At 60.5% G+C, this 22,355-nt stretch carries 16 protein-coding genes and 1 pseudogene; 7 read left to right on the top strand and 10 right to left on the bottom strand.

The genetic code is table 11. The annotated features are described in order from the left end of the window. Nucleotides 1–93: 93 nt before the first annotated feature. The 7 genes and pseudogenes from ASD02_RS40560 to ASD02_RS09515 all read right to left on the bottom strand — a co-directional run bounded on the left by ASD02_RS40560 (nt 94) and on the right by ASD02_RS09515 (nt 8,421). Nucleotides 94–789 (bottom strand): HipA domain-containing protein, encoded by a 696-nt coding sequence (locus tag ASD02_RS40560; protein ID WP_347376824.1) that lies wholly within the window; start codon nt 787–789, stop codon nt 94–96. A gap of 314 nt (nt 790–1,103) precedes the next feature. Continuing rightward, nucleotides 1,104–1,283: pseudogene (locus tag ASD02_RS40555) on the bottom strand (HipA N-terminal domain-containing protein); the annotation flags it as partial. 161 nt (nt 1,284–1,444) lie between these two features. After that, complete coding sequence (locus tag ASD02_RS40550; RefSeq protein ID WP_347376823.1) at nt 1,445–1,567, bottom strand: helix-turn-helix domain-containing protein; 123 nt, start codon at nt 1,565–1,567, stop codon at nt 1,445–1,447. A gap of 479 nt (nt 1,568–2,046) precedes the next feature. Beyond that, a complete protein-coding gene (locus ASD02_RS09530; RefSeq protein ID WP_057220602.1) occupies nt 2,047–3,450 on the bottom strand; it encodes an efflux transporter outer membrane subunit in 1,404 nt (467 codons plus the stop codon). A gap of 3 nt (nt 3,451–3,453) precedes the next feature. Beyond that, nucleotides 3,454–6,570, bottom strand: a complete 3,117-nt coding sequence (locus ASD02_RS09525) for an efflux RND transporter permease subunit (protein WP_057220601.1) — start codon at nt 6,568–6,570, stop codon at nt 3,454–3,456. Continuing rightward, nucleotides 6,567–7,715 carry an efflux RND transporter periplasmic adaptor subunit gene (locus ASD02_RS09520; protein ID WP_162250516.1) on the bottom strand — a complete coding sequence of 383 codons (1,149 nt, stop codon included), beginning with the start codon at nt 7,713–7,715 and terminating at the stop codon, nt 6,567–6,569. Before ASD02_RS09520 ends, ASD02_RS09525 begins: the two co-directional genes overlap by 4 nt. A gap of 58 nt (nt 7,716–7,773) precedes the next feature. Next, nucleotides 7,774–8,421: a Spy/CpxP family protein refolding chaperone gene (locus tag ASD02_RS09515; protein ID WP_057215080.1), complete on the bottom strand. Its 648-nt coding sequence runs from the start codon at nt 8,419–8,421 to the stop codon at nt 7,774–7,776. Between the two features lie 218 nt (nt 8,422–8,639). On the opposite strand from ASD02_RS09515, the gene ASD02_RS09510 reads away from it, so the two are divergent. Then, nucleotides 8,640–9,365: a response regulator gene (locus ASD02_RS09510; RefSeq protein ID WP_057220600.1), complete on the top strand. Its 726-nt coding sequence runs from the start codon at nt 8,640–8,642 to the stop codon at nt 9,363–9,365. Next, nucleotides 9,362–10,609, top strand: coding sequence for an ATP-binding protein (locus ASD02_RS09505; protein ID WP_057220599.1), 1,248 nt, complete (start codon nt 9,362–9,364; stop codon nt 10,607–10,609). The genes ASD02_RS09510 and ASD02_RS09505 overlap by 4 nt, the downstream gene beginning before the upstream one ends. Before the next feature lie 165 nt (nt 10,610–10,774). Here ASD02_RS09505 and ASD02_RS09500 read toward each other — a convergent pair whose 3' ends face one another. Beyond that, nucleotides 10,775–11,401, bottom strand: a complete 627-nt coding sequence (locus ASD02_RS09500) for a Crp/Fnr family transcriptional regulator (RefSeq protein ID WP_082555513.1) — start codon at nt 11,399–11,401, stop codon at nt 10,775–10,777. 403 nt (nt 11,402–11,804) lie between these two features. On the opposite strand from ASD02_RS09500, the gene ASD02_RS09495 reads away from it, so the two are divergent. Genes ASD02_RS09495 through ASD02_RS09485 form a run of 3 tightly spaced genes read left to right on the top strand, consistent with a single transcriptional unit; the run spans nt 11,805 to nt 15,016 of the window. Then, a complete protein-coding gene (locus ASD02_RS09495; RefSeq protein WP_057220647.1) occupies nt 11,805–12,590 on the top strand; it encodes a hypothetical protein in 786 nt (261 codons plus the stop codon). Between the two features lie 48 nt (nt 12,591–12,638). Then, nucleotides 12,639–13,664 carry a DUF1214 domain-containing protein gene (locus tag ASD02_RS09490; RefSeq protein ID WP_063978334.1) on the top strand — a complete coding sequence of 342 codons (1,026 nt, stop codon included), beginning with the start codon at nt 12,639–12,641 and terminating at the stop codon, nt 13,662–13,664. After that, nucleotides 13,661–15,016, top strand: a complete 1,356-nt coding sequence (locus ASD02_RS09485; protein WP_057220598.1) for a DUF1254 domain-containing protein — start codon at nt 13,661–13,663, stop codon at nt 15,014–15,016. The genes ASD02_RS09490 and ASD02_RS09485 overlap by 4 nt, the downstream gene beginning before the upstream one ends. A 554-nt stretch (nt 15,017–15,570) precedes the next feature. Here the strand turns inward: ASD02_RS09485 and mgtA are convergent. Beyond that, nucleotides 15,571–18,123, bottom strand: a complete 2,553-nt coding sequence (mgtA, locus tag ASD02_RS09480; RefSeq protein WP_057215059.1) for a magnesium-translocating P-type ATPase — start codon at nt 18,121–18,123, stop codon at nt 15,571–15,573. A 417-nt stretch (nt 18,124–18,540) separates the two neighbouring features. On the opposite strand from mgtA, the gene ASD02_RS38085 reads away from it, so the two are divergent. Then, nucleotides 18,541–18,687 (top strand): hypothetical protein, encoded by a 147-nt coding sequence (locus ASD02_RS38085; protein WP_156407993.1) that lies wholly within the window; start codon nt 18,541–18,543, stop codon nt 18,685–18,687. 529 nt (nt 18,688–19,216) lie between these two features. Then, entirely contained in the window at nt 19,217–19,384 is a 168-nt protein-coding gene (locus ASD02_RS38080; protein WP_156407992.1) for a hypothetical protein, read from the top strand. A 41-nt stretch (nt 19,385–19,425) separates the two neighbouring features. On the opposite strand, the gene ASD02_RS09475 is transcribed toward ASD02_RS38080, so the two are convergent. Next, nucleotides 19,426–22,080, bottom strand: coding sequence for an erythromycin esterase family protein (locus tag ASD02_RS09475; RefSeq protein WP_057220597.1), 2,655 nt, complete (start codon nt 22,078–22,080; stop codon nt 19,426–19,428). Nucleotides 22,081–22,355: the final 275 nt, after the last annotated feature.

Here is a 22,355-nt window from a genome sequence, read left to right as displayed (position 1 = left end):
TTCTGGAGCGGATGGCACCATCCGTCGCCTCGATGGGAGTCGAACCATCGAACCGGTCGTGCGGGCGCTGAATGCTGACCTTCATTCAATGGCTTAAGACACCTGCTCCGTGACTCTCTGCACCGAACCAGCACGACTTGAGATGACCTTGCGAATTGCGCTCAGGATAGGATGCTTGATCCCCTCGTCGGCCAACTCTCCAACAAGGGCATCGGCCTCATGCACAATCCCCTCGGCCATCTGGGCGAGCTCGCGAACAAGGATGCGCTGAGCGGCCTTTGTATCCGGAACGATTGTCGTCCAATGTTTCAGCTGGATCGTGTCGGGCACATCGCGGCCGCCAATTTTCATCGCGAGCCTCTTCGACAGACGCGGGTAAACGGTTGTGCAGACAGCATCGTAGATCGGTGCCAGATCCGGTGTATCGGAGCCATAAAGCAATGCATAATTCTTACCGTGGGCATCGGCATTGCCCACAAGATAATGGAAGATCAGCATCCGGATGAACCGTAACCGGTCCGCGACTGGTCGCGCGCAGGCCTGATCGATCAGTGCAAGTGATCGTTTCGTTCCCGGTCCGCCTTCAGCCTCATGCTTAAGCTCCGGCGGTACGCTGAGCGCCTGGCAGAAATCCTCTTGGTGGAGCCGTTCGATTTTGCCGTCGACGGTTTTCGTCCGATCATACCGTTCAACCAGGAGAAAAGCAGTGGCTCCGAGGCGCATCTCCACACGGGGCACCGGCAGCTTGAGGCGCGCAGCAAGGCGCATGCAGAAATATTCATTCTCCACCGTTCCGTCCAACGCTTGGATAAAGGTTTCAAGATATGGGTCGTTGGTCGACCATCTCTTGCCAAGGCGATGGAAGCGTCATCGACAATGACCGCCAGTTTGTCCTGTGCGCCGGCGAGCGATAGGCGAATGCCCTCCTCTCCGCCCAGCAAAGGGCGAGAACGCAGCCTTGTGAGAATTTCATCTAGCCGTTCTGAACTGAGGATTTCGGTGTCGGACTGGCGCGAGACCTCGGGTGCCGTGCCTGCGGGGTAGAGTGATAAAGCACCTGCGCATTCGCCACCTATGACTTCTAGCAACCCGAAAGCGTTGCCTGCCGAGAGGCCAAGCGCGCGCGCAAGACGTTGCCGCGCGCCTTCGTCTGGTAAAAGCCCAGAAAAAAACGGGCGCACCACCTAATCACTAAACGGCTCTTCCTGCAGAGGCATCAAGAACGAAATCGGCTGCGATCCCTTTCCTGCGAGATACGCGCCGTCATAGGTGAAGGCGAGCATGCCGTCATCAAGCCTGCCGAGTACACCGGCTTTGGTCTCGCGAAAATAGACATCCAACAAGCGAGTCATAACCGCGTACCCTGTCGACGACCAACCGAGAGAACGAGGCCGAGACCCGCAGCGCGCGGCCGATCTGACAGCTCTCTTTTCCGGCCTCAAGCTCACGCAAAAAAACGTACGCCAACGCCAATCGCCCCGGCAAGTTGCTCCTGCGTCAGACCTTGCTGTCTGCGCTCCTGACGGATAAGTAGGCCGAGGCTTTTTGTATCCGTGATCTTTTCCACAATCATCCCATCGGGATGATTGTATCAGCAGTGAGCTCGAAGGGAAGTTAAACGAACCGATCGGGATGATTTCTAGGTTAGATGGCTTTAAACTACCGTAATACACCCGATCGGGATGATTGAACCTCCGAGTTTTCACTGCTTAAAGCAATTCTCGCGATGCCACCTTAAGAATTCGGGATGTCGCCGCTCGAGAACCCTGCTGGGCACGATGGCCCTTCAGTCTTGTTCGTCCGCTGAAGAGCAGTATCCCAACGAACTAGGCCCATAGACCGATTTCGAGTGGGGAATGCTCAACGGCAAGCTGTCGGCTATTCGTTGGGTACTCGGCGACGAGTGGGGCATGCTAGACACTTAAGCCATTTGTAACCGACAATCCCCTATCCTCCCCCGTTGAGGTTTGCGTCAAGAGCATGGCTGAGGGAACCTCCTTTCAACACGACCGCCGCGGGAGATCGAATGACCAACGGCCGCACCCCTCAGTTTCCTGTACTCGACTGCTCCAGAGGATTTGTGATTGCCCATCCCCCACCGAGCGCCTCGCACAGTGTGATATAGGCCGTTGCAATCGCCGCCTCGTTCTGCACCAGCTTGTCTTCCGCCGAGTAGAGATCGTCTTGCGCGTCCAGCAGATCGAGGAAGTCCGCGGCGCCGGACTTGTATAGCTCGCTCGACTGCGTGACGGCCTGCTTGTAGGCGACAACGCTCCGGCGTAAAGCCATCTGCCGCTGTCGTTCGCGATTGTAGCTGACGAGCGCGTTTTCCACCTCCTCCACCGCGCTCGCCACCGTTTCGCGATACGCTAAATATTGCTCGCGCGCCTGAGAACGCGAGACGTCTACGAGGGCCTTGCGCCGACCGGCGTCGAAAACCGGTACAGTCAGCGACGGGCCGAGCGCCCAGCCGCCACTATCGGTCGAGAGGCCGGCGATGCGTTCGGCGGAAATAGTGATCGAACCGGAAAGCGACAGGCTTGGATAGAGGTCCGCCTCGCGCACGCCGATTTCGGCGACCACGGCCGCCAAGTTTCGTTCTGCACGGCGAATATCTGGCCGGTTGCGCAGGAGATCCGCCGGCAGGCCGGCCGAAATGCTCTGCCGCGGCAACGGCACTGCCCTCCCCTTTGCGAGCTCAGTGCGCATCGTTGCAACCGGAAGGTCGAGCAGCGACGCCAGCCGATTGAGGGACGCATGCAGCGAGGTTTCAAGCGCGGGAATGTTCGCTTCCGTCGAGGCGGCGCTCCCGACCGCCTGGGAGACGTCCAAGGTGGTGGCTCCGCCGGCTTGAAGCTGAGCCTGGACGACGGTGACCGCCTCTCGTTTTCCGTTGAGCGCCCTGCGCGCCACGCTAAGTCGATTTTGGTACCCGCGCGCCTCCACATAGGAAGTGGCGATATCGCCGAGCAGGGCGAGGCGCGCTGCGCTCAGATCCTCCTGCGCCGCTTCCACCGTGGCTCGCGCGCCTTCGCGGCTGCGCCGATACTTGCCGAAGAGATCGATTTCCCAGCCGCTGGCCAACTCTCCGGTCGCGGTCGTCGACGCTGACTTGCCGCTCGTTTTCGTCGTTTCGGATGAAATCGAGCCGTCGACGTCCGGCAATCCTTCGGCTCCGATCGCCTTGGCGTCGGCCTGTGCCTCGCGAACCCGCTCCAGGGCTTGGGCCACGGTCAGGTTCGAGATCTGCCCTTCCGAGATGAGCCGGTTTATCAAGGGATCAGAGAGCGCCTCCCACCAGCGCGTCTCGGGCTCGACAGCGGACCCCTTTTGCGCCGGTTCCGCGTAGCTGGTGACAAGCGTGGGGTTCGGTGTGGCGTAATCGGGGCCAACCGCGGCACAGCCGCCGAGGAGGCAGACCGCCCCCAATGCGATGGAAAGATGACGCACGGATCAGCGCTCCTGAGCTTTCACTGATACGCGCGGCTCCGTCCCTTCCGGCAGAAGCTTGCCCAGGAGCCAGGCAAGAATGCGCTGGATGTCGTCGAGGAAAGTGTAGACGACAGGCACATAAACCAGACTGAGGACCGTGGACGACAGAAGTCCACCGATGACGGCGATGGCCATCGGTGCGCGCGTTTCCGCGTCGGCGCCGATCCCAAACGCGATCGGCAGCATGCCGGCGCCCATGGCGATCGACGTCATGACGATCGGCCGCGCGCGCTTGCTCGCCGCATCGAGCAGCGCCTCGATGCGGCCCATGCCACCCTCCTGTTCGGCTTTCAGCGCATATTCGACAAGCAGAATTGAATTCTTGGCGGCTATGCCCATTAGCATCAGCAGTCCGATCAGGGCCGATATCCCGATCGCCTTGCCTGTCAGCAGCAGGAAGCCGAGCGCGCCGCCGACGGAGAGCGGCAGGGCGACGAGGATCGTCACCGGCTGGACAAAGCCGCGGAACAACAGAACGAGCGTCAGATACATGAGCAGGATTCCGGCGCTGATCGCGGTCGCGAAACCCGAGAACAGCTCCTGCATGCGGGCCGTATCGCCGCGCGCCAGCTCGTGGACGCCGTCCGGCGGCGACTGCATCGCCGGCAAGTTGCGGATTGCCGCGCTCGCTTCGCCGAGGGTGATGCCCGACAATTCCGCCTCGATCGTAACACTGCGACTGCGGTCGACACGGCTTATCGTGTTCGGTCCGGCATCGAAGTCGATGTCGGCTATCGCGCCGAGCGGCACGGTACCCTTGGTGCCGGTGAGTGGCAGAACCGCGAGCTTGGAGGGATCATCGATCGCTCCGTCCGGCAGCGTCACGATGATGGATATCTGGCGGTCTCCGAGGTTGAACTTCGGTAGGCTCGCGTCGTTGTCACCAATGGTCGCCACCTTCACCGTCTCGGCGATCTCAGCCGGGGTGATCCCAAGCTCGGATGCGCGCGCATTGTCTGGCCGGATGATCAATTCCGGCTTCGTGTTGGTGGCGGTCGATGTCGGATGCGTCAGCCCCGGGACCGACTGCATTTGTCGGAGCAGCGTATCGCTTGTGGCCCCAAGCGCATCGGGATCGTCGCCGACGAGCGTGACGGACACCTTGGCGCCCGAGGAGCCATCGGCACCGAACTGAATGCGGGCTCCCGGTATATCGGCAAGCTTCGGCGCGGCTTGTGCTTCGAATTCCTGTTGCGAAATGTTGCGCTCGTCCGCCGCCACGAGGTTCACCGTGACTGTCGCCGTGCGGACCTCCGAGGAGGAAGACGATCGGTTCGGGCCGGCGCCCGATTCCGCCGCCGTGCCGACAGAGGCAAAGACGCTGGCGACGACCGGATCGCCCTCAAGCCGGTGGGTAATGTCCTTCACGATGGCCGACGTCTGTTCGATGGTCGAGCCCGGCGCCAGTTCGACCGAAATCACCGACCGGCCGCGGTCCGTCGCCGCCATGAATTCGGTCGGAAGCTGCGTGGCCAGCATGATCGAGCCGGTAAAAAATGCGACGCCGGCAAAGAGCGTGATCCAGCGGTGCCTGAGCGCGATGCGCAGCAGCAAGACGTAGGTCGGCACCCAGGCGGGCGCATCCTCGCTGGCATGGCCTCCGGCGCGCATCAGATAGGCAGCCATCAGGGGCGTCAACATCCGCGCGACCACGAGCGAGAAGAGCACGGAGACGCAGACGGCGACGGCAAAGGAGAGGAAGAACTTGCCGGGGATCCCCGGCATGAAGGCCACGGGCAAGAAGACGGCGACAATGGTCGCCGTGGTTGCGACAACCGCAAGGCCGATCTCGTCGGCTGCCTCGATCGCCGCGCGGTAAGCGCTGGCACCAGTCTGGCGCATATGGCGGACAATGTTCTCGATCTCGACAATGGCATCGTCGACGAGGATCCCCACCACCAGCGAAAGCGCCAGCAGCGTGATGTTGTTCAGCGATATGTCGAAGGCCCACATCACTGCGAAGGTCGGTATCAAGGACATCGGCATGGCGACTGCCGAAATCAGCGTGGCGCGGATATCGCGCAGGAACAGCCAGACGACGCCGATTGCGAGCAATGCCCCAAGCCACAGGGCTTCCAGGGCCGCATCATAGCTTTCCTCGACGAAGCCGGCGGACGAGGTCACCTCCGTAAGGGTGACGTCAGCGTTTCCGGCGTCGGCCGCGGCAATCGCCGCACGGACCTTTTCGACGACGTCGAGCTCGCTCGAACCGATTGAGCGATAGACGCTGAATGCCACCACTTCCCGGCCGTTCAGGAACGCGGTCTGGCGCGGCTTCTCCCAGCTGTCGACGACTTGTCCGAGATCGGAGAGCTTTACATCGTTGCCGTTGGAGAGCGGCACGCGCGTTTCGGCAAGCGCCTCGACCGTCTTCGCGCTCCCGACGGTTCTGACCGACTGTTCTCGGCCGCCGACATTGGTGCGGCCGCCCGGCTGGTTGACGTTGATCCTGGCAAGTTGCTGGCTGATATCGGCAGCACTGATACCGAGCGCCGCGAGCCTATCCGGATCGAGCTCGACCCGGATCACGCGATCAACGCCCCCGGAACGCTCGATTTTCGATACGCCGTCCACTCCAAGCATCGTCTTGGCGACGTCGTTATCGATGTACCAGCTCAGTTCATCCGATGCCATGGACGGCGCGTCGACCGTGAATGTCAGCACGGAGTTGCCGGTCGCGTTGACGCGCGTGACGACTGGCTCGGTAACACCGTCCGGCAAGTCTGATTGAACCGATGACACGGCGTTGCGCACGTCGTTGGTCGCGGTTTCCGGATCGGTGTCGAGTGTGAACTCGACCGTCGTGGTGGACGAGCCTTCACTGACCGACGTCGAGACGTCGTCAACGCCTTCGAGGCTCGCCACGGCGTTTTCGATGACATGAGCGACTTGGACCTCCATCTCGCTCGGCGCAGCACCCGGCTGCGACACCGTCACCGTTACGGTCGGCAAGTCGATATCAGGCTGATTGTTGATACGAAGCTGCGTGAACCCGTAGAGCCCGGCGATCGTCAAGGACAGAAAGAGGACGATGGTCGGAACAGGGTTGCGGATCGACCAGGAGGAAATGGCGTTCATCGGAGTGTCTCGCTACTCGCGGTGTTTGAGGTGTTGTTTGCCGCGATAGGGCTGACGCGGACCGTGTTGCCGTCCGTCAGGAAACCTGCCCCGGCGATGACGACGCTTTCCCCGCCCTCCAGGCCTGAAAGGACGGTGACGCGCCCACTGCTGCGCGTGGCGGTTTCAATTGCTCGTGCCGTGACTTTGCCGCCATCCCCGACAACGAAAACGGACGACGTGCCGTCTCGCCAGATAAGCGCGCTTTCGGCAACGCTCGGCATGCGGCTTACCGCCGTTTCGATCGAAACGCGTGCGAACATGCCCGGCTTGAGCGCGGAACCGTCGGCGATCGACACGCGCACCGTGCCGAGGCGGGTAGTTGCGTCGACCTTCTCCGCAACAGACGAAACGCTGCCTTGGGATACCCTGCCGGACGCATCGGTGACTGTCGCTGCCTGCCCAACCGCGACGGATTGCAGGTTCTTTTCGGGAACCTGCACGGCGACTTCGACTCTACCGTCGCGGATGATCTTCATCAGCTCGGTTCCGTTCTGGACGGTCGCACCGACGACCGCAGGCCTCTCGGAAACGACACCATCGAACGGAGCCCGGATCTCGGTCTGTGCCAGTTCCGCCTCTTTCCGCTCGGCAGCCGCTTCGGCCTGGGCGAGCTGGGCGCGACTGGTCTTGAAGGTGGTCGACTTCTCTTCGGCGCTCTCGACACTGATTGCCTTGCTGACCAGGAGTTTCTGCGCGCGCGCAGACGCCGACTGGGCGGACTCCAGCGTCGCGCGTGCCTGCTCGACCGCGGCCCGCTGTTCGGCGAGTTGCGCTTTCAAGAGCGCGCTGTCCAGCCGTGCGACAATCTCGCCGCTGGCGACGTGGTCGCCTTCCTCGACAAGAACTTCCGCCAAACGCAGCCCGCTCGCTTCGGCGCCGATTGTCGCCTCCTGCCAGGCCTCTACCGATCCGGTTGTTGTCACGAAAATGGCGGACGGGTCCGTGCGGACCTTCTCGACGGAGACCGTCAGTGAAGCCTGGGCCGGGACGGGTTCTTTTCCCGGCGCCTCGCTCGTTCGCCCGTAGGCCTTCAGCACCGCCACAGCCGCGACCGGGACTAGGACCGCCGCAACGAGGAGGGATCTTTTAAGTGACGTTCTCATGGGTATTGCTCTTGTCATGGTCTGCATCAGCAAAGTGCCCTTCCGCCTGGGGACGGCTTCACGGATGGCCCACTTTGTGGCCGCCTGCCGGGCCGGCTGCATCCTCCGGCGCACGCCCCCGGCCTCCCGGGTCGAACTCAGGCCCCCAGGGGTGAAGCGCCGAAGCAAGAATTGCTTGCTGTTCAGGGGTCAAGGTGGTGCGGAGCGCCGAGATGGCCAACTTGAGCTTCTGCGCTGCCTCCGCGCGCTTGACGAAGTCATCGGCGAGGGCTTCCTCACGTGCAAAAGGCCCCTTCGCAGCGTCCGAAGCGAGTTGGGGCGGGCCGCCAGGCATGGCTTCCGGGCGCGACTCACGCGGATCGAAGTGGCGCGGCCCCGGCGGAGACAGGAGCGCCTGCAGGGCGCTGGTGAAGTCGCGCCATGCGTTCAGTTGCTCGGCACGAATTCCGATGCGTGTCTCGAGGATCGCCAAACAGGCGGCGAGCGCCGCTTCAGGTGGCACATCCAATCCAGGCATCTGGCGCCCAGCTCGCCCCTCGAACCGACGCGGCCCTGGTGGGACGAAGTCGCCATGCCCTGCCCGCTCCAAGGTTTGGCCAGCCTCTTCGACGACTGCAGTCTGTTCGGCGGCCAATGCCGTCTGTGCGGCAGCAACCTGAACCACGGCGATGGACGCGGCGCCAAGCGCCCGAAATCCGTTTCGCATGATGTGTTTCCTTTCCACGTGTCTGTGACGAAGGGAGAGGTAGAACGCATCCATTTCCGGCGTGCTTCGAGCTGTGTCTCAAGGTTTCTCGTTTCAGGAGATTTGTTGCTGAACTTTGCTGGGCGATCGACGGAAACATTCGGTTGCAAATTTCCATGCGAGACCCTTGGCTCGGCCCTATAGTCACGGCTGGTAACAGGGACTGAATGATACGGACGATGCAGACTCAGCCGCATATTCTTGTCGTCGACGACGACGGCGAAATCCGAACCTTGCTTGGACGCTATCTCGATGGGCAGGGATTCCGCGTATCCTCGGCCGCCAACCGCGCAGAATGCGAGATGAGGCTGGCCACGGGCCATTTCGATCTGGTCGTCCTCGACGTCATGCTGCCCGATGGCTCGGGACTGGACATCTGTCGCGCCTTGCGCAATCGCAAGCCGCATATCCCGGTGATCCTATTGACCGCCCTGAAGGAGGATGTCGACCGCATCATCGGGCTTGAGCTCGGCGCGGACGACTATCTCGGCAAGCCGTTCAACCCGCGTGAGCTCGTCGCGCGCATTCGTGCCGTGCTCCGCCGAGCGGTCATCGGCCAGCACGACGCTCCGACCAAGCGCAGCTATCATTTTGCCGTATACACGATGGAGCCCGAAACGAGGCAGGTGACAAACGCGGCTGGAGAAAACATCGACCTTACCGGCGCCGAATTCGAACTCCTCCAAGTGTTTATCGAGCGGCCCGGCCGTCTCCTCTCTCGCGATCAACTCCTCGATCTCACCCAGGGACGTGGGCGCGATCCGCTCGACCGGTCGATCGACGTTCTGATGAGCCGGTTGCGGCGCAAACTCGGCGACAACGAAGGATCGCCTCTGTTCAAGACCGTACGGAACGGCGGCTACCAACTGACCGTGCGCGTCGAAGCCGTGGACATGTCCGAATGACCTCGCTCAGAATGCGCATTGCGATCCTGCTGATCGCTTCGATCGTCGGCGTCGTCGGGCTGGCGACGCTCGCAGTTGTAAGTGTTATTCGCGGCCCGGCGCCCGAAGCGACCGTCGAGCCGCTGGCCCGGCAGATCCGACTTCTCACCGAGCTGCTTCCAACCGTAGCAGCAGGCAGACCGCAGCCGGATATTGATCTGCGCGACCGACCGGCCGAAGGCGAAGCGGATGAAAGGGCGACGCAGTTCCTCAACGAAGCTTTCAAGAAAAGCGGTAGCGCACTTTCCGCCGTTGTGGCGCGCGCCGTAGGAAGGCCCGGCATCGTGGCGTCCGTTCCGCTTGCGAACGGCCAGTGGCTGATCCTGGATGTTCCCGACTATTCGCCGCCGCGCGATCGCTGGTTGGTGCTGTCGGGCTGGATCATCCTGATTGTGCTCGGCGCCACCGCCGTCTCACTCTACTTTGCTGCCGTGCTCACACGACCCGTGGCGATGCTTGAAAAGGCTGTAGCGCGCATTGGGCCAGACGGCGTTCTCGCTCCCCTCTCGGAAGAGGGCTCGAGCGACGTCCGTGCCACCGCACGTGCCCTCAATCGGCTTTCGTCGCGGCTCAAGTCGGCGATGGAGAGCCGGATGAGGCTCATTGCGGCGGCGGGTCACGATCTGAGAACGCCCATGACCCGCATGCGGTTACGCGCCGAGTTCCTGCCAGACGAGAACCGCGAAAATTGGGTGAGAGACCTCGATGAACTCGATCGCATCGCCGACAGTGCCATCAGCCTTGTGCGCGAGGAAATCGACGAAGACAACCTGGAACCCACGGCCTTGGACGGTGCGGTGCTGGGCGTTGTCGAAGAACTCGCCTCCCTCGGCTTGAAAGTGGAGGCGGGCCGCATCGACAAAGTCTCAGTGCGCGCCGGCGGGCTCGGCCTGCGCCGCGCGCTCAGAAACCTGATTGTCAATGCCGCCACCCACGGCCAAGGCTGCCACGTTGACGTCACGGTGGAAAACAACGAGGCGATCATCACGATCGCCGATCGAGGACCCGGTATCCCGTCTGATCTTCTCGACAAGGCCTTCGAGCCCTTCTTCCGTGTCGACCCCGCCCGCCGGCAATCGGTACCTGGAGCAGGTTTGGGACTCGCGATCGCCAAGGAAATTATCGAGCGGAACGGCGGATCGATTACCCTGTCCAATCGGGCAACGGGCGGTCTGCAGCAGAGACTCGTGTTTGATATCGACTAGTTAGGTGCCTGTAGTGGCGTGCAGCTACCCATGTGAGAGCTACAAGGAAAACGAGGGGCCACTGCTGACTTTCAGGCAATCGTGCCTTCGACGATACGAGACGTCAATCCGCCGCCTTGAGTGGAATTGGATTCCAGACCGTGGCTGGCACTATTCTTGTTTTTACTACTCCGAGCCATCTCCGTCGGAGAACCGTCTTAGCGCTTGCGGATTTATGATAGTCACAGAACGATAGGTGTAGTTTACCCAACCTGCCCTTGCGAAACTCCGCATTGCTCTGTTGACCTGCTGCCGTGATGCATTTGCCATGACGCCAAGGTCGCTTTGGGACAACGGGATGGCCATGTCGCCGAGCCAACCCGCTCGCTGAAGCACGGACGCGATTCTGCGTTCGACATTGCGCTTTTGCAGATCATGAATAATACGGACAAGAACATCCACGGTTAAGACTGTGTTCAAGCCCACCGCACGCCATACGCCAGGATTCCGTGCCGCCATCTGCTCCAGGGCGTCCAGTGGCACATGCATCATCCAAGCGTCACCAAGAGCTTTCAACTCCACCCTGCGCGGTTGGCCGGTCAGAAAAGGACCTTCACCTGTCCATGCGCCCGCCATTCCGAGATGGATCAGACGGGGGATCGCGTCGGAGGGCGCTGAGTTGATTGTGAGAGAACCGGCAACAAGACCATACATTCCGCCAGGCGCATCGCCATATCGATAGATGATTTGATCGGGAGCGAACTTCAGCAAATGCGCGTGGCGCAGCAGCTCCGTCCGAAATTGCTCGGTCATACTCGCGAGCCAAGGGCCCTGGCTCAGGACCTGTTCTGCCTTTTCCCGTGTCAACTCCAACTTGGTCCCTCCACATGCCACGATCTGGACAGAACGTCTTTCGCTGATCGAACACAAAATTTCGTAAACTGTCTGGATCCGGACAATCTTTCGTCATCGCATATGCAGAGTGGGCTCATCGCCAACGGTCGACGGGGTTACATACAGCTTGAGCTCTTCAATTGCGTCACACTACCGCAGCAAGGAAATACCGCGCCCTTCCGGTGTCTTCACCATGAGCATTCGACGCGGAGAGCAATCCTACGCCGACCAGCCTCCGGAATGGTTCGCAAATCGGTCGACACTCCTGTTACCGAAAGCGCAAACCAGAGCGCAAGCTATGCTCAATGGCGGAGCCAGGTCGATGAAAGCTTGTCTACTAGCGGCGGCAGTGTTGATCACTGTCATGCAGGCTTCGTCCGCGAACGCTGCGGACCTTCAGCAGCCATTCATTGTCCCCGAAGCCAAGGCGTCAAGTGAGGGCTGGACCTTTGCGGCAAGCCCTTATTTTTGGGGCGCCGGCATCTCTGGTGATATCGGGCAGTTCGGTCTACCCGCAGTTCATCTTGAGTCCGATTTCGGCGACATCCTGAAGGATCTCGACGTCGGGTTCATGGGGATCGGCGAAGCGCGTTACGATCGGTTCAGCGTCTTTGGTGACGTCATCTACACCAAGGTGTCGTCGGAGGCTGCCACTCCGCTCGGTGTCGTCACGAGACGGGTCGACACTACGTCGGAGACATTCGCCGGACTCATCGGTGCGGGTTATGCCGTCTTTCAGGATGGCCGCAGCAACGTCGACGTCGTGACCGGGGTGCGCGTCTGGCATGTGAGTACAGAGCTCTCTTTTTCCGGCGGGCTTCTAGGTGGGATTTCGGGCCGTGACAGCGCCACATGGGTGGACGCCATAGCGGGCATTCGCGGTCGGTATTTCCTGACGGACCACTTCTATTTCAGCGCCTGGGGTCTGGTCGGGGCCGGACAGGCGGATCTTGACTGGGATCTCGCCGCCGGCGTCGGTTACGAGTTCAGCGACAGGATCTCAACCATCGCTGGCTATCGCGCACTCGGCGTCGATTACAACCACGACCGCTTTATCTTCGACGCGGTGCAGCAAGGTCCGATCCTCGGACTGGTCGTGCGCTTCTAACGTTCGTCGGTCAGTCCGCATCTTCAAATTCAACTTTGGTGGGTTTCCATGTCTCTTGCAAAATTGAGCCTCTCGACGATTGCGGCGGCAGCACTGCTTGCTGCGCTTCCGGCTTCTGCCGACCCAATCTTCGTCAACAGCGACAACTTCGTGCGCGCTGAGAGCGACCTGTACTTCTCCGGCATCGCCGCGAACGGTGGCTTCGGGAAGTTCGATCACACGCGCGAAATGGCACCGCTCGACAAGCAGACAATCATCCGTTTGAACCGGGACACTCTTTATTCTTCCGCCGTATTCGATCTCGATGCGGGACCTGTGACGATTGACGTGCCGGATACCGACGGCCGATTCGTGTCGCTTCTGGTGATCGACCAAGACCATTATGCCCATGGCGTATACTATGGGGCTGGCTCGTACACCTTGACGCGCAACGACATAGGTACCCGCTACGTCGTGGCTGCCTTTCGCTTTTTCGCTGATCCTAATAGCGCCGAAGATATGAAGAAGGTTCATGCGCTTCAGGATGCGGTTACGGTCAAGCAACCAGCAGCAGGTAGTTTCGAGATCCCCGAGTGGGACGGCAAAAGCCGGGACAGGACCCGCCGCGCGCTCTTGGATCTCGGCGCGTTGCTCCCGAACACCGCGAAGATGTTTGGATCGCATGACGAAGTAGATCCGGTCCGGCATCTGATTGGAGCAGCACTTGGATGGGGTGGAAACCCGGACAAGGACGCGCTCTATCTCAACGTGACGCCGGAAAAGAACGATGGCAAGGGCATCTATCGGCTGACTGTGAACGATGTTCCCGTAAAGGACTTCTGGTCGGTGACGGTCTACAACAAGGACGGCTTCTTCACGCCTAACGAGTTGAATGCCTACTCGCTGAACAACGTGACCGCGAAGAAGAGCGCCGACGGGTCGATCACGATCCAGTTCGGAGGCTGCGATGGCAAAGTCGCCAACTGCCTGCCGACGCCTGAAGGATGGAACTACATGGTCCGCCTGTATCGGCCCCAGATGCAAGTCCTCGACGGAAGCTGGAAATTCCCGGTTGTGGAGGACGTGAAAAGATGAAGCGCCGCACCTTTTTGCAAGGCACCACTGCACTGATGCTGCTGCCGTCACTTCCGGCTTTCGCGCAGGATGACATCAGGGCGATCGCCCGTGAGGCGTATATTTACACCTATCCGATGGTGAAGAACTACCTCACCATGTATCAATACGCGCTGGAACCGGGCGGCAGCCAATATAAGGGGCCACTCAACACTCTGGTCAGCATCGCCAGGGTCTACACGCCTGAAGATACTGCAATCATCACGCCGAATTCCGACACGCCCTATTCCTTCATCGTCTTCGATCTGAGAGCTGAACCTGTCGTCGTGACGATGCCGCCGATCGAGAAGGACCGCTACTATTCGCTGCAACTCATCGACCTCTACACCAACAACGTTGACTATCCGGGTACCCGGGTCGACGGCAATGGCGGCGGTGATTTTCTGATCACCGGCCCCGGCTGGAAGGGCGATATACCGAAGGGCATCAAGCGCGTGATCGAAATGCCGACCACGCTCGCCATAGGCATCATCAGGACGCAGCTCTTCTCGCCCGACGATCTCGAGAAGGTGAAAGAGATCCAGGCGGGTTACAAGGCCGCGCTGCTGTCAGCCTATGCGGAAACGCCGCCTTCGGTTCCGCCGCCATCCGGTGATTGGGTACCCATCTCGGACGAGTTGATGGTTACAAAATACTGGTCGCTTGCCGCCTTCCTGTTGCAGTTCGCTCCACCTTATTCGGGTGATGAGGCGCAGCGGGCAAACCTTGCCAAGCTTGGTATCCGTGAAAGAGCAGCGTGGCCCGGAGCAGAAACTGTAACGCTCATGAATGGCGTGGCGGTCGCGACGGAAAAGGAGATTCGCGACGAGGCTGCCCGGCTGACGGATTCGTCCAAGATATTCGGTACGCCCGAATTCATGAAGGGCCGGTTCATGGTCCGCGCCGCCGCGGCGCAAGGCGGCATCTACGGTAACTCCGTGCAGGAGGCGCTTTATGTCATCTATGCCTTCGACGCACAGAAGGCGCCACTTGACGGTCGGACAGGAAGATACACTCTGACCTTCACGCCCGAGACGCTTCCACCGGTTGACGCCTTTTGGTCGCTAACCATGTATGACAGGCCCAAGCAATTCCTTGTCGACAACCCCATCGACCGTTACCTGATCAACTCGCCGATGTTTGCCGGACTCAAGAAGAGCGACAACGGCCAGATCGTCCTCTACCTGCAGCACGAAAGCCCAGGACCGGAGCTGGAATCGAACTGGCTCCCCGCCCCGAGCGAAATCTTCTATGCGGTCATGAGGCTCTATCTGCCCAGGGCGGAGGCGTTGGAGGGGCGTTGGACACCGCCCCCGATCGAAGCCCTTGCGTGACAAATGTAGATCAAGGTGACCTTCGATCGCGTGGCCGATCAATCCGCAAACAGGATTGACGAACTCCTTTCCAGGAACCCGCTCCCCTGCGGTCAACCGCGCCACGCTTACGCATCGGCCCAGTCCAGTTGATCCCTTATGCGATCCTAGATCGCACAAATCGGAAACAAGCACAGCACAATGCCCGTGAAGCCTTCCCTTGACGGCAAGAGCAAGCGCCTTCTTTTGCTGGAGATCAGGAGCTGCATCTATTAGCGCCAGACGAATCCGAAAGGCGCGTTCTTCTGGAGTTGCTAGACCTTGAGAACGAAAAGCTGGCTGCGGCGCTTGCGGCACAAGCGAAATTGCTGCCTGCTTCGGCGTAGAGGGTCTAACCAACACTCGCAGGAGGGATGCCGGCTGGAACCACATCCCGGCCCGTGAAAAAAGTGCGACGTGGCAGCATGATAAAGATTACATCTGGTCCTCGCGGGTGCTCGCGAAAAGTTGGAGGATTGGCGTCGACCCCACAACGGGATCGGCCTCATTCGGCGATCGGTTGCGCAGCATCCCGCTCAAGTCGAATTCTCCAACCGGAAGTACCGCGCTTTCACCATTTCTGTGGCCAGGATGTATCCGAGCACGATGACGACAATGGCGGCTAGCTGGGCCGTTGAGAGCGGTACGAACCCGAACACCGACGGCAGGCCTCCAAGGAACGGGATGGCGAAAGTCGCGATGACCACCGCAACGGTCGACCCCAAGAGCAACTGGCTGGGTTTGCTGCGGAAAGCGGGCTTGTGGGTGCGCAAGACGAGCACCACCGCCAGTTCCGTCAGTAGCGAGATCATGAACCACGACGTCTGAAAGGTCGCCTCATTCGCATGAAAAACGAGGAGCAGGACGCCGAAGGTCAAGAGATCGAAGACTGAGCTGATCAGCCCGAAGACGATCATGAATTTCCGAATGTCCTTGATGTTCCAACGCTGCGGACGCAGCACCCGCTCCGGATCGACGTTATCACTGGAGATCGCGATCGAGGGCACGTCGGAGAGGAAATTGTTCAGAAGGATCTGCTTGGCTGCGAGCGGCAGGAACGGCAACAAAGGTGTCGCCAGCGCCATGCTGATCATGTTGCCGAAATTCGCGCTGGTCGTGATCGAAATATATTTCAGCGTGTTGGCGAATGTCTGCCGGCCATCTTCAACGCCGGTGCGGAGGACGTCCAGGTCGCGGCTCAAGAGGATGATGTCGGCGCTCTCGCGCGCAACGTCGACCGCCTCTTCGACGGAGATGCCGACATCGGCCGCATGAAGAGCCGGCGCGTCATTGATCCCGTCGCCGAGATAGCCGACCGAGTGCCCGGTCCGCTGGAGCGCGCGCACGATCCGTTCCTTCTGCTGGGGATCGATCTCGACGAAGAGATCGGTCCGCGGCGCGAGGTGCCATAGCGCCTCGTCTTTCAATGTCGCCAGTTTTTCGCCGGTCAGCATGGACTTGGCGTCCAGTCCGACGGCCTCGGCGAGATGGGCAGTCACGTAGCGATTGTCGCCGCTGATCACTTTGATGCGGATGCCAAGACGGTTGAGGTCATGGATCGTGCGTTTCGCATCCGCCTTGGGAGGGTCATAGAAGACAAGGAAACCGCAAAAGGTCATCTCGCGTTCGTCGTCGCGGTCGTAATCCGCCTTTATTGCGACCCTGCGGGTGGCAAGCGCGAGAACCCGAAATCCTTCGGCGCCGCTGGCTTTGAACAAGGTCTCGAATTCTGCCCGCGCTTTGGCATCCAGCGGAACCTCGACGCCATCGCGATCGAACGAGGAGCAAATGTCGAGCACGTTCGAAAACGCCCCCTTGGTCACGAATAGGTGCTGGGTTGATGTTGCCCTCTCCGCCACGACGATCGTCAGCCGACGCCGCATGAAGTCGTAGGGGATCTCGTCGATCTTGATCAGACCGCTCGTCGTCAGGCCGGCGCTCTCGCCTGCCGCCACAATCGCCGCATCCAGCGGGTTCTTGATCCCGGTCTCGAAAGCCGCATTCAGGAAGGCGAGCCGCCGAACCTCTTCCGAAGGACGGCCGGCAGCGTCCAGCACATCGCTCAGAACGATGGTGCCCTCGGTCAGTGTGCCGGTCTTGTCGGTACACAGGATGTCCATGCTGCCAAGGTTCTCGATAGCGTCGAGCCGCCGCACAATGACGCCACGCTTGCTCATGGCGCGTGCGCCGGCCGAGAGGGTGACGCTGATGATGGCGGGCAAAAGTTCCGGCGACAATCCGACAGCCAAAGCCACGGCGAATAGCAGCGACTCGACTACCGGACGATCGAGCAGCAGGTTCACCGTCAGCACGAACAGGACGATCACGACCATCACGCGGATGAGCAGGTAACCGAACTGCCGCACGCCGCGGGCGAAGTCGGTTTCAGGCTGACGCGCCCGCAACCTGGCGGCAATCGCGCCGAACTCGGTTCGATGGCCTGTCTTGACCGCGAGCACCTTTGCCGTGCCGCTGCGCACCGATGCGCCCAGGAATACCGAATTTGTCCGTTCCGTGATGGGCGCGTCCGGCCTGACGGTCCCCGGGCGCTTCTCGACCGGGAAGGACTCGCCGGTCATGCTTGCCTCGGTGACGAGGAAGTCCGCCGCATCGATCACCACGCCGTCCGCTGGAACGAGATTACCAGCCGACAACAGAATGAGATCACCGGGAACGATCGTGCTGACGGAGACTTGTTGCTCCGCTCCATCGCGAACGACGCGGCAGGTCAGTGAGAGGCGTTTCTTCAGTTCCTCGACTGCGGTGGACGCCCGGTACTCCTGAAAGAAACTCAGCAGCGAGCTTCCCATTACGATGGCCAGAATGATTCCGGCATCGACCCATTGTTTCAGCACCAGAGAGATTGCCGCGGCGAAGGCCAGGATGAGAACAAGAGGGCTTTCGAACTGACGCAGCAGGAGCCGTAGAGCATTCAGATGCACCGCATCCTCGACGCTGTTGGGGCCGACAAGGGCAAGCTCAGCGGCAGCGCCATCGGAGGTGAGACCGACCGGGCCGGATCCGAGAGACGCCGCTAACGCGGTCCGGTCCTGGCTCCAGTAGGGAGCGTCAGCACTTGCCTCGCCCATCCAAAGGTCCGATCATCATGAGCTATTGGTGCAAAGAATTCTCATATTACGCCAATAAAAGCGATGTCGCACCGGCAGAAGTCCGACAACAGTCAAACAGCGAACACGGCTCCGCATCTCGGTTTCGTGGGGCAATTCTGATTCCGTCCATATGTCATGACGAGCGCGAAATTGTCCCAAGCAACTCGCGGCGTCCGCTTTCCCGGAGAAGCGGCTCTTCGTCGATTGATGTTGTTGGGTCAGCAACGGGTCAGAACTACCGGTTCAGGCTGCGCGGCGGAAAGGCAGAGGGGGTCGAACATCCGGCGCGGGATCAACAGCACGGCTGCTAATATTCTTGACGTGCCGTAGCCGGACCATCGCGCCGTTAGCACGGAATTACTAACCCTGCGCGGGCCGCGCGGCATTGGAGGGCGCATGAGCTTGTTGGAACTGGGGCGTGCTCGACTGGACATGGTGCTGCCAGGCCATCGCGAGCAATTGCGGGGTGCAATGGACCATCGCATCCATTTCGAGGCCTACGCATTGGCATCGACGACGCTCGACATCTCGAGCGAGAGATGACGAGACGTGAGGACTTGATACATGAGTACCGTCAGATCTGCCTAGATTTGCAGGCGAAAGTGGTGACGATACTCACGCTGAGAACGGGATAAGTCGTACCGCCGTCGGGGCGGGCACGCCGTCTGCATCGCGCGAGAGACAAGCGCCACAGGCGCATACTGCGTTTGTTTCCTAATTTAAGGAGTGGAATTGCCTGCGTTCTGTTGCAACTGGTTGCGCGTCCCGCTTACCGCGATGCGGGGGGCGCGTAGGGATCTGGGAGAGAGACCGCGAGTGCAGCCTCTCACCCTTGATGGTTCGTTTACAGGGAGATTCGACCGCCGCCCGACTTCCCTTTGACCATCCACGGCGCAACCGCGGGAGCATTCATGAGTATGCCCTTCCTCTTTGCAAATCGGCGGAACCTTTTCGCCGTGGTACCGAGGTAAGCTTGCGGATCGTGCATCGAGGACCGGCATTTCTTTTGAGGCACAGCTCGCCATCGAGGCGGTTTTATGCGCGCTTACTGAGGCCGTGCGATGGGAATTACATGCTCGATCTTGATCAATCGGTTTGCTTCAAAAAGGCGGTGGACTCCGCCCGCGACGCGGGCGCCGAGATTGCGGTACTCACGGCGATCGAACGCGTCAGAATGCTTTCAATTAATCCCGAGCAAGAGCAATGGCGAAAACATCAAACTCACGGTAATCAAGTTTAGGGGCCAGACCCATTTCATATTTTTGGTCAATTTGAATGACATTACAGGCCGAAAGGATAGGTTTCATCCTCCCCGGCGGCCACTTGCGTCGGCAAGGGGATCACGGCGCTAGTCTTGTCGAACCATACGAAAGCATCGTACTGATCGGGCAGTGATGCGTAACTGTAGTGGCTCCAGCGCTCTGTCTCCGGCCGATAGACAACCCCTATGTAACGTTCAAGGCGTGGGTCAGCCATGGCACGGCGAAGGTCGTCGTGCCGCCCAGCGCGAAGGTCGAGCAGGAAGCGGTCAGTGCCGACCTCATGGCATAGAGCCTCGTAACTGTCGGAGCGCGACGGGCGCACCGTCTTTATCTCCATTGGCGCGTCCCATTCCGAAGCTGCGGCGACGGTACCAGTATGCGTGCCAAAGCCTATCAGGGCGGTATCTTCTCCATAGGCCTGTCTGCACAACTGGCCAATGTTCAGCTCGTTTCGCTCCATCCCCATATCTGTGAACCGAGCATCCCCGACGTGGGAGTTGTGTGCCCAGACCACCGCCTTCGCCCTTGAACCTGCCCAGGCGAGGATATTTTGTAGCGTATTGAACATATGCTGGTCACGCTGGTTCCAGGACTCATGGGCACCGTAGTACATGGCTCGATAGTAGCGTTCCGCATCGGCCACAAGGTGGGCATTCTCCATAGCGTCAAAGAACTCCGCGCCATCCTTTTCTGCGTAGTGGAGTTCCTTCTGCAAGAGGTCGACGAGAATGCGTGTCACAGGCCGTTCGCATAATGCGTAGCCCTCGGTCAGCGATGCGCGGCCGTAAGCTGCTGGCTCTCGCGACCATGGCGACAGGCAAGCGTAGCGCGCGCGGGCCACCGCCGCGGCCTCTGGATCGACGCGATCGAGGTAGGCGAGCACCGCGGCGATCGACGCCGTCATGTTGTAGAGATCGAGGCCGTAGAAACCGACCTTATCGTTGGGCAATTTTCTTGCGTTGTGATTGCGCAGGAAGCTGACGAAGGCATCAACATCCTTGTTGCGCCACATCCAGGTCGGGAACCGGGAAAATGGCGTTGAATTCGTCGGCTGATGCGGTCTGCGCCGCACATGGCGGTCTATCGTAGCGGCGTCAGGCCAATCAGCCTCGACCGCAACAATGGTGAAACCATGCTGCTCGATCAACCGGCGCGTAATGGCGGCGCGCGCCCGGTAGAATTCCGACGTGCCGTGAGACGCTTCACCAAGCAACACGACACGGGCATTGGCAAATCGGTCGAAGGCAGTGGCGAAATCTGGGTCATCCAGCGAGGGTAGCGGCTCGGCGGCCGCCCGTATGATGGCCACCGTCGGGATATGCTGTGCTGGCGGCGTCCGCGCTGGCGCAGGCATTCGCCCGGATGCCGGCAGCGTCAGATAATGCGCGAACCAGACGCTGGCCATGTCGGTCACGGTCGCCAATGCGCCAGTCTCCTCAAACAGATGTGTGGCGTTGGGAACGATTCTCAGCAGTTTGTCACATCTTAAGACGGCCAGTGCCTTGCGGTTCAGTTCAAGAACCTGCCGGTCGTCGCCGCCGACGATAAACAGGGTCGGCGCCTCAACCTCGGCCAGTCGTGGTCCTGCAAGATCGGGGCGGCCACCGCGTGACACCACCGCTGCTACGCGGTCGCGCAGTTCGGCGGCCGCCAGCATTGCCGCGCCGGCGCCAGTGCTTGCGCCGAACAGACCCAGTGGCAAGTCTGCAATATCTGGCTCGGCTCCGATCCAGATCGCAGCTTCGAGCAGGCGCTCCGCGAGCAAAGGTATCTCGAAGACGTTCCGGCGATCTTCGGCCTCGTCCGCAGTCAGCAAATCGAGAAGAAGAGTGGCAAAACCCTCGGCGTTCAGCCTGTCGGCGACCGCAGTGTTTCGCGGACTAAGGCGGCTTGAACCGCTACCGTGGGCGAACAGGATGATGCCTCGCGGGTCCGCTGGCACGCTTAGATCACCAAGCAGGCCGAGCGGTGGTACCGAGACCTGGCGCTTCATGGGGCTCGTGGCAGCTTGATCAAACTCAGCCCATCCCTGACGCAGCAGTCCGATCGTTTCTTCATCAGTTAGCTGGTGAAAGTCCTGGTAGAATGATCCCACTCCCTGGAAGTTCTTGGAAGGAAGAAGGCACACCACAACGTCGGCGTGCTGACGCATCTCGGCGAGCGTTTCTTCGGGTGCGACCGGAATGGCGAGGATGACGTTGACAGCTCCTCGCGTTTTAGCCGCGATGAGCGCTGCCTTTGCCGTGGCCCCGGTGGCGAGACCGTCATCGACAATGATGGCAGTGTGTCCGGTCGGATCCACTGGCGCGCGATTACCGAGGTATAGCGTGCGGCGGCGCTCGAGTTCGGCAAGTTCGCGCAGTTTTGCGCGCTCCAGATAGATGTCGTCGGCCCCGATCGGCCTGCGAATGTCCTCGTTGATGACGGTCGCAGGGCTTGCACCGTCCACAATAGCACCAAGCGCCACCTCGGGTGCTCCGGGCACACCGATCTTGCGCACGAGAATAAGATCTAGAGGTGCGTGCAGCGCACGCGCGATTTCTAGTGCGACCGGCACGCCGCCGCGAGGAAGCGCGTAAATGACGGGGTGGATCAGGTCGAGGTCGGCCAGGCTGGCCGCCAATTGACGTCCTGCATCGGATCGATCCGAGAACTGGAAAGAAGATCGTATCATAGGAACACCATATTCTTTGGACGCCGAGCTGCATTGACCAGGATCAAGGCGTTTGCTGTCGCTCCTTGGTTTGCCAGTGCTGTTTTTCTCTTCTCGACTGGAGCCTGGGAGCGGGCTGGCTGCGCTCAATCTTCATTGTCGCGGTAAATTTGCCCCAATTGATCCAGCGCAAGCAAAGTCGGCGCGACATTCGGCATCTTAGCCATCACTAAAGGATGGAGACTACGATGAATGACAACGCTGGCAGCACTGGCTGACGCTCGTGGGACGGTCCG

It is taken from the genome of Ensifer sp. Root1252, from assembly GCF_001425885.1.
Classification (GTDB): domain Bacteria; phylum Pseudomonadota; class Alphaproteobacteria; order Rhizobiales; family Rhizobiaceae; genus Ensifer; species Ensifer canadensis.
Note: the sequence above shows the minus strand (reverse complement) of the source record. Positions and strands in the feature narration are given on the sequence as shown.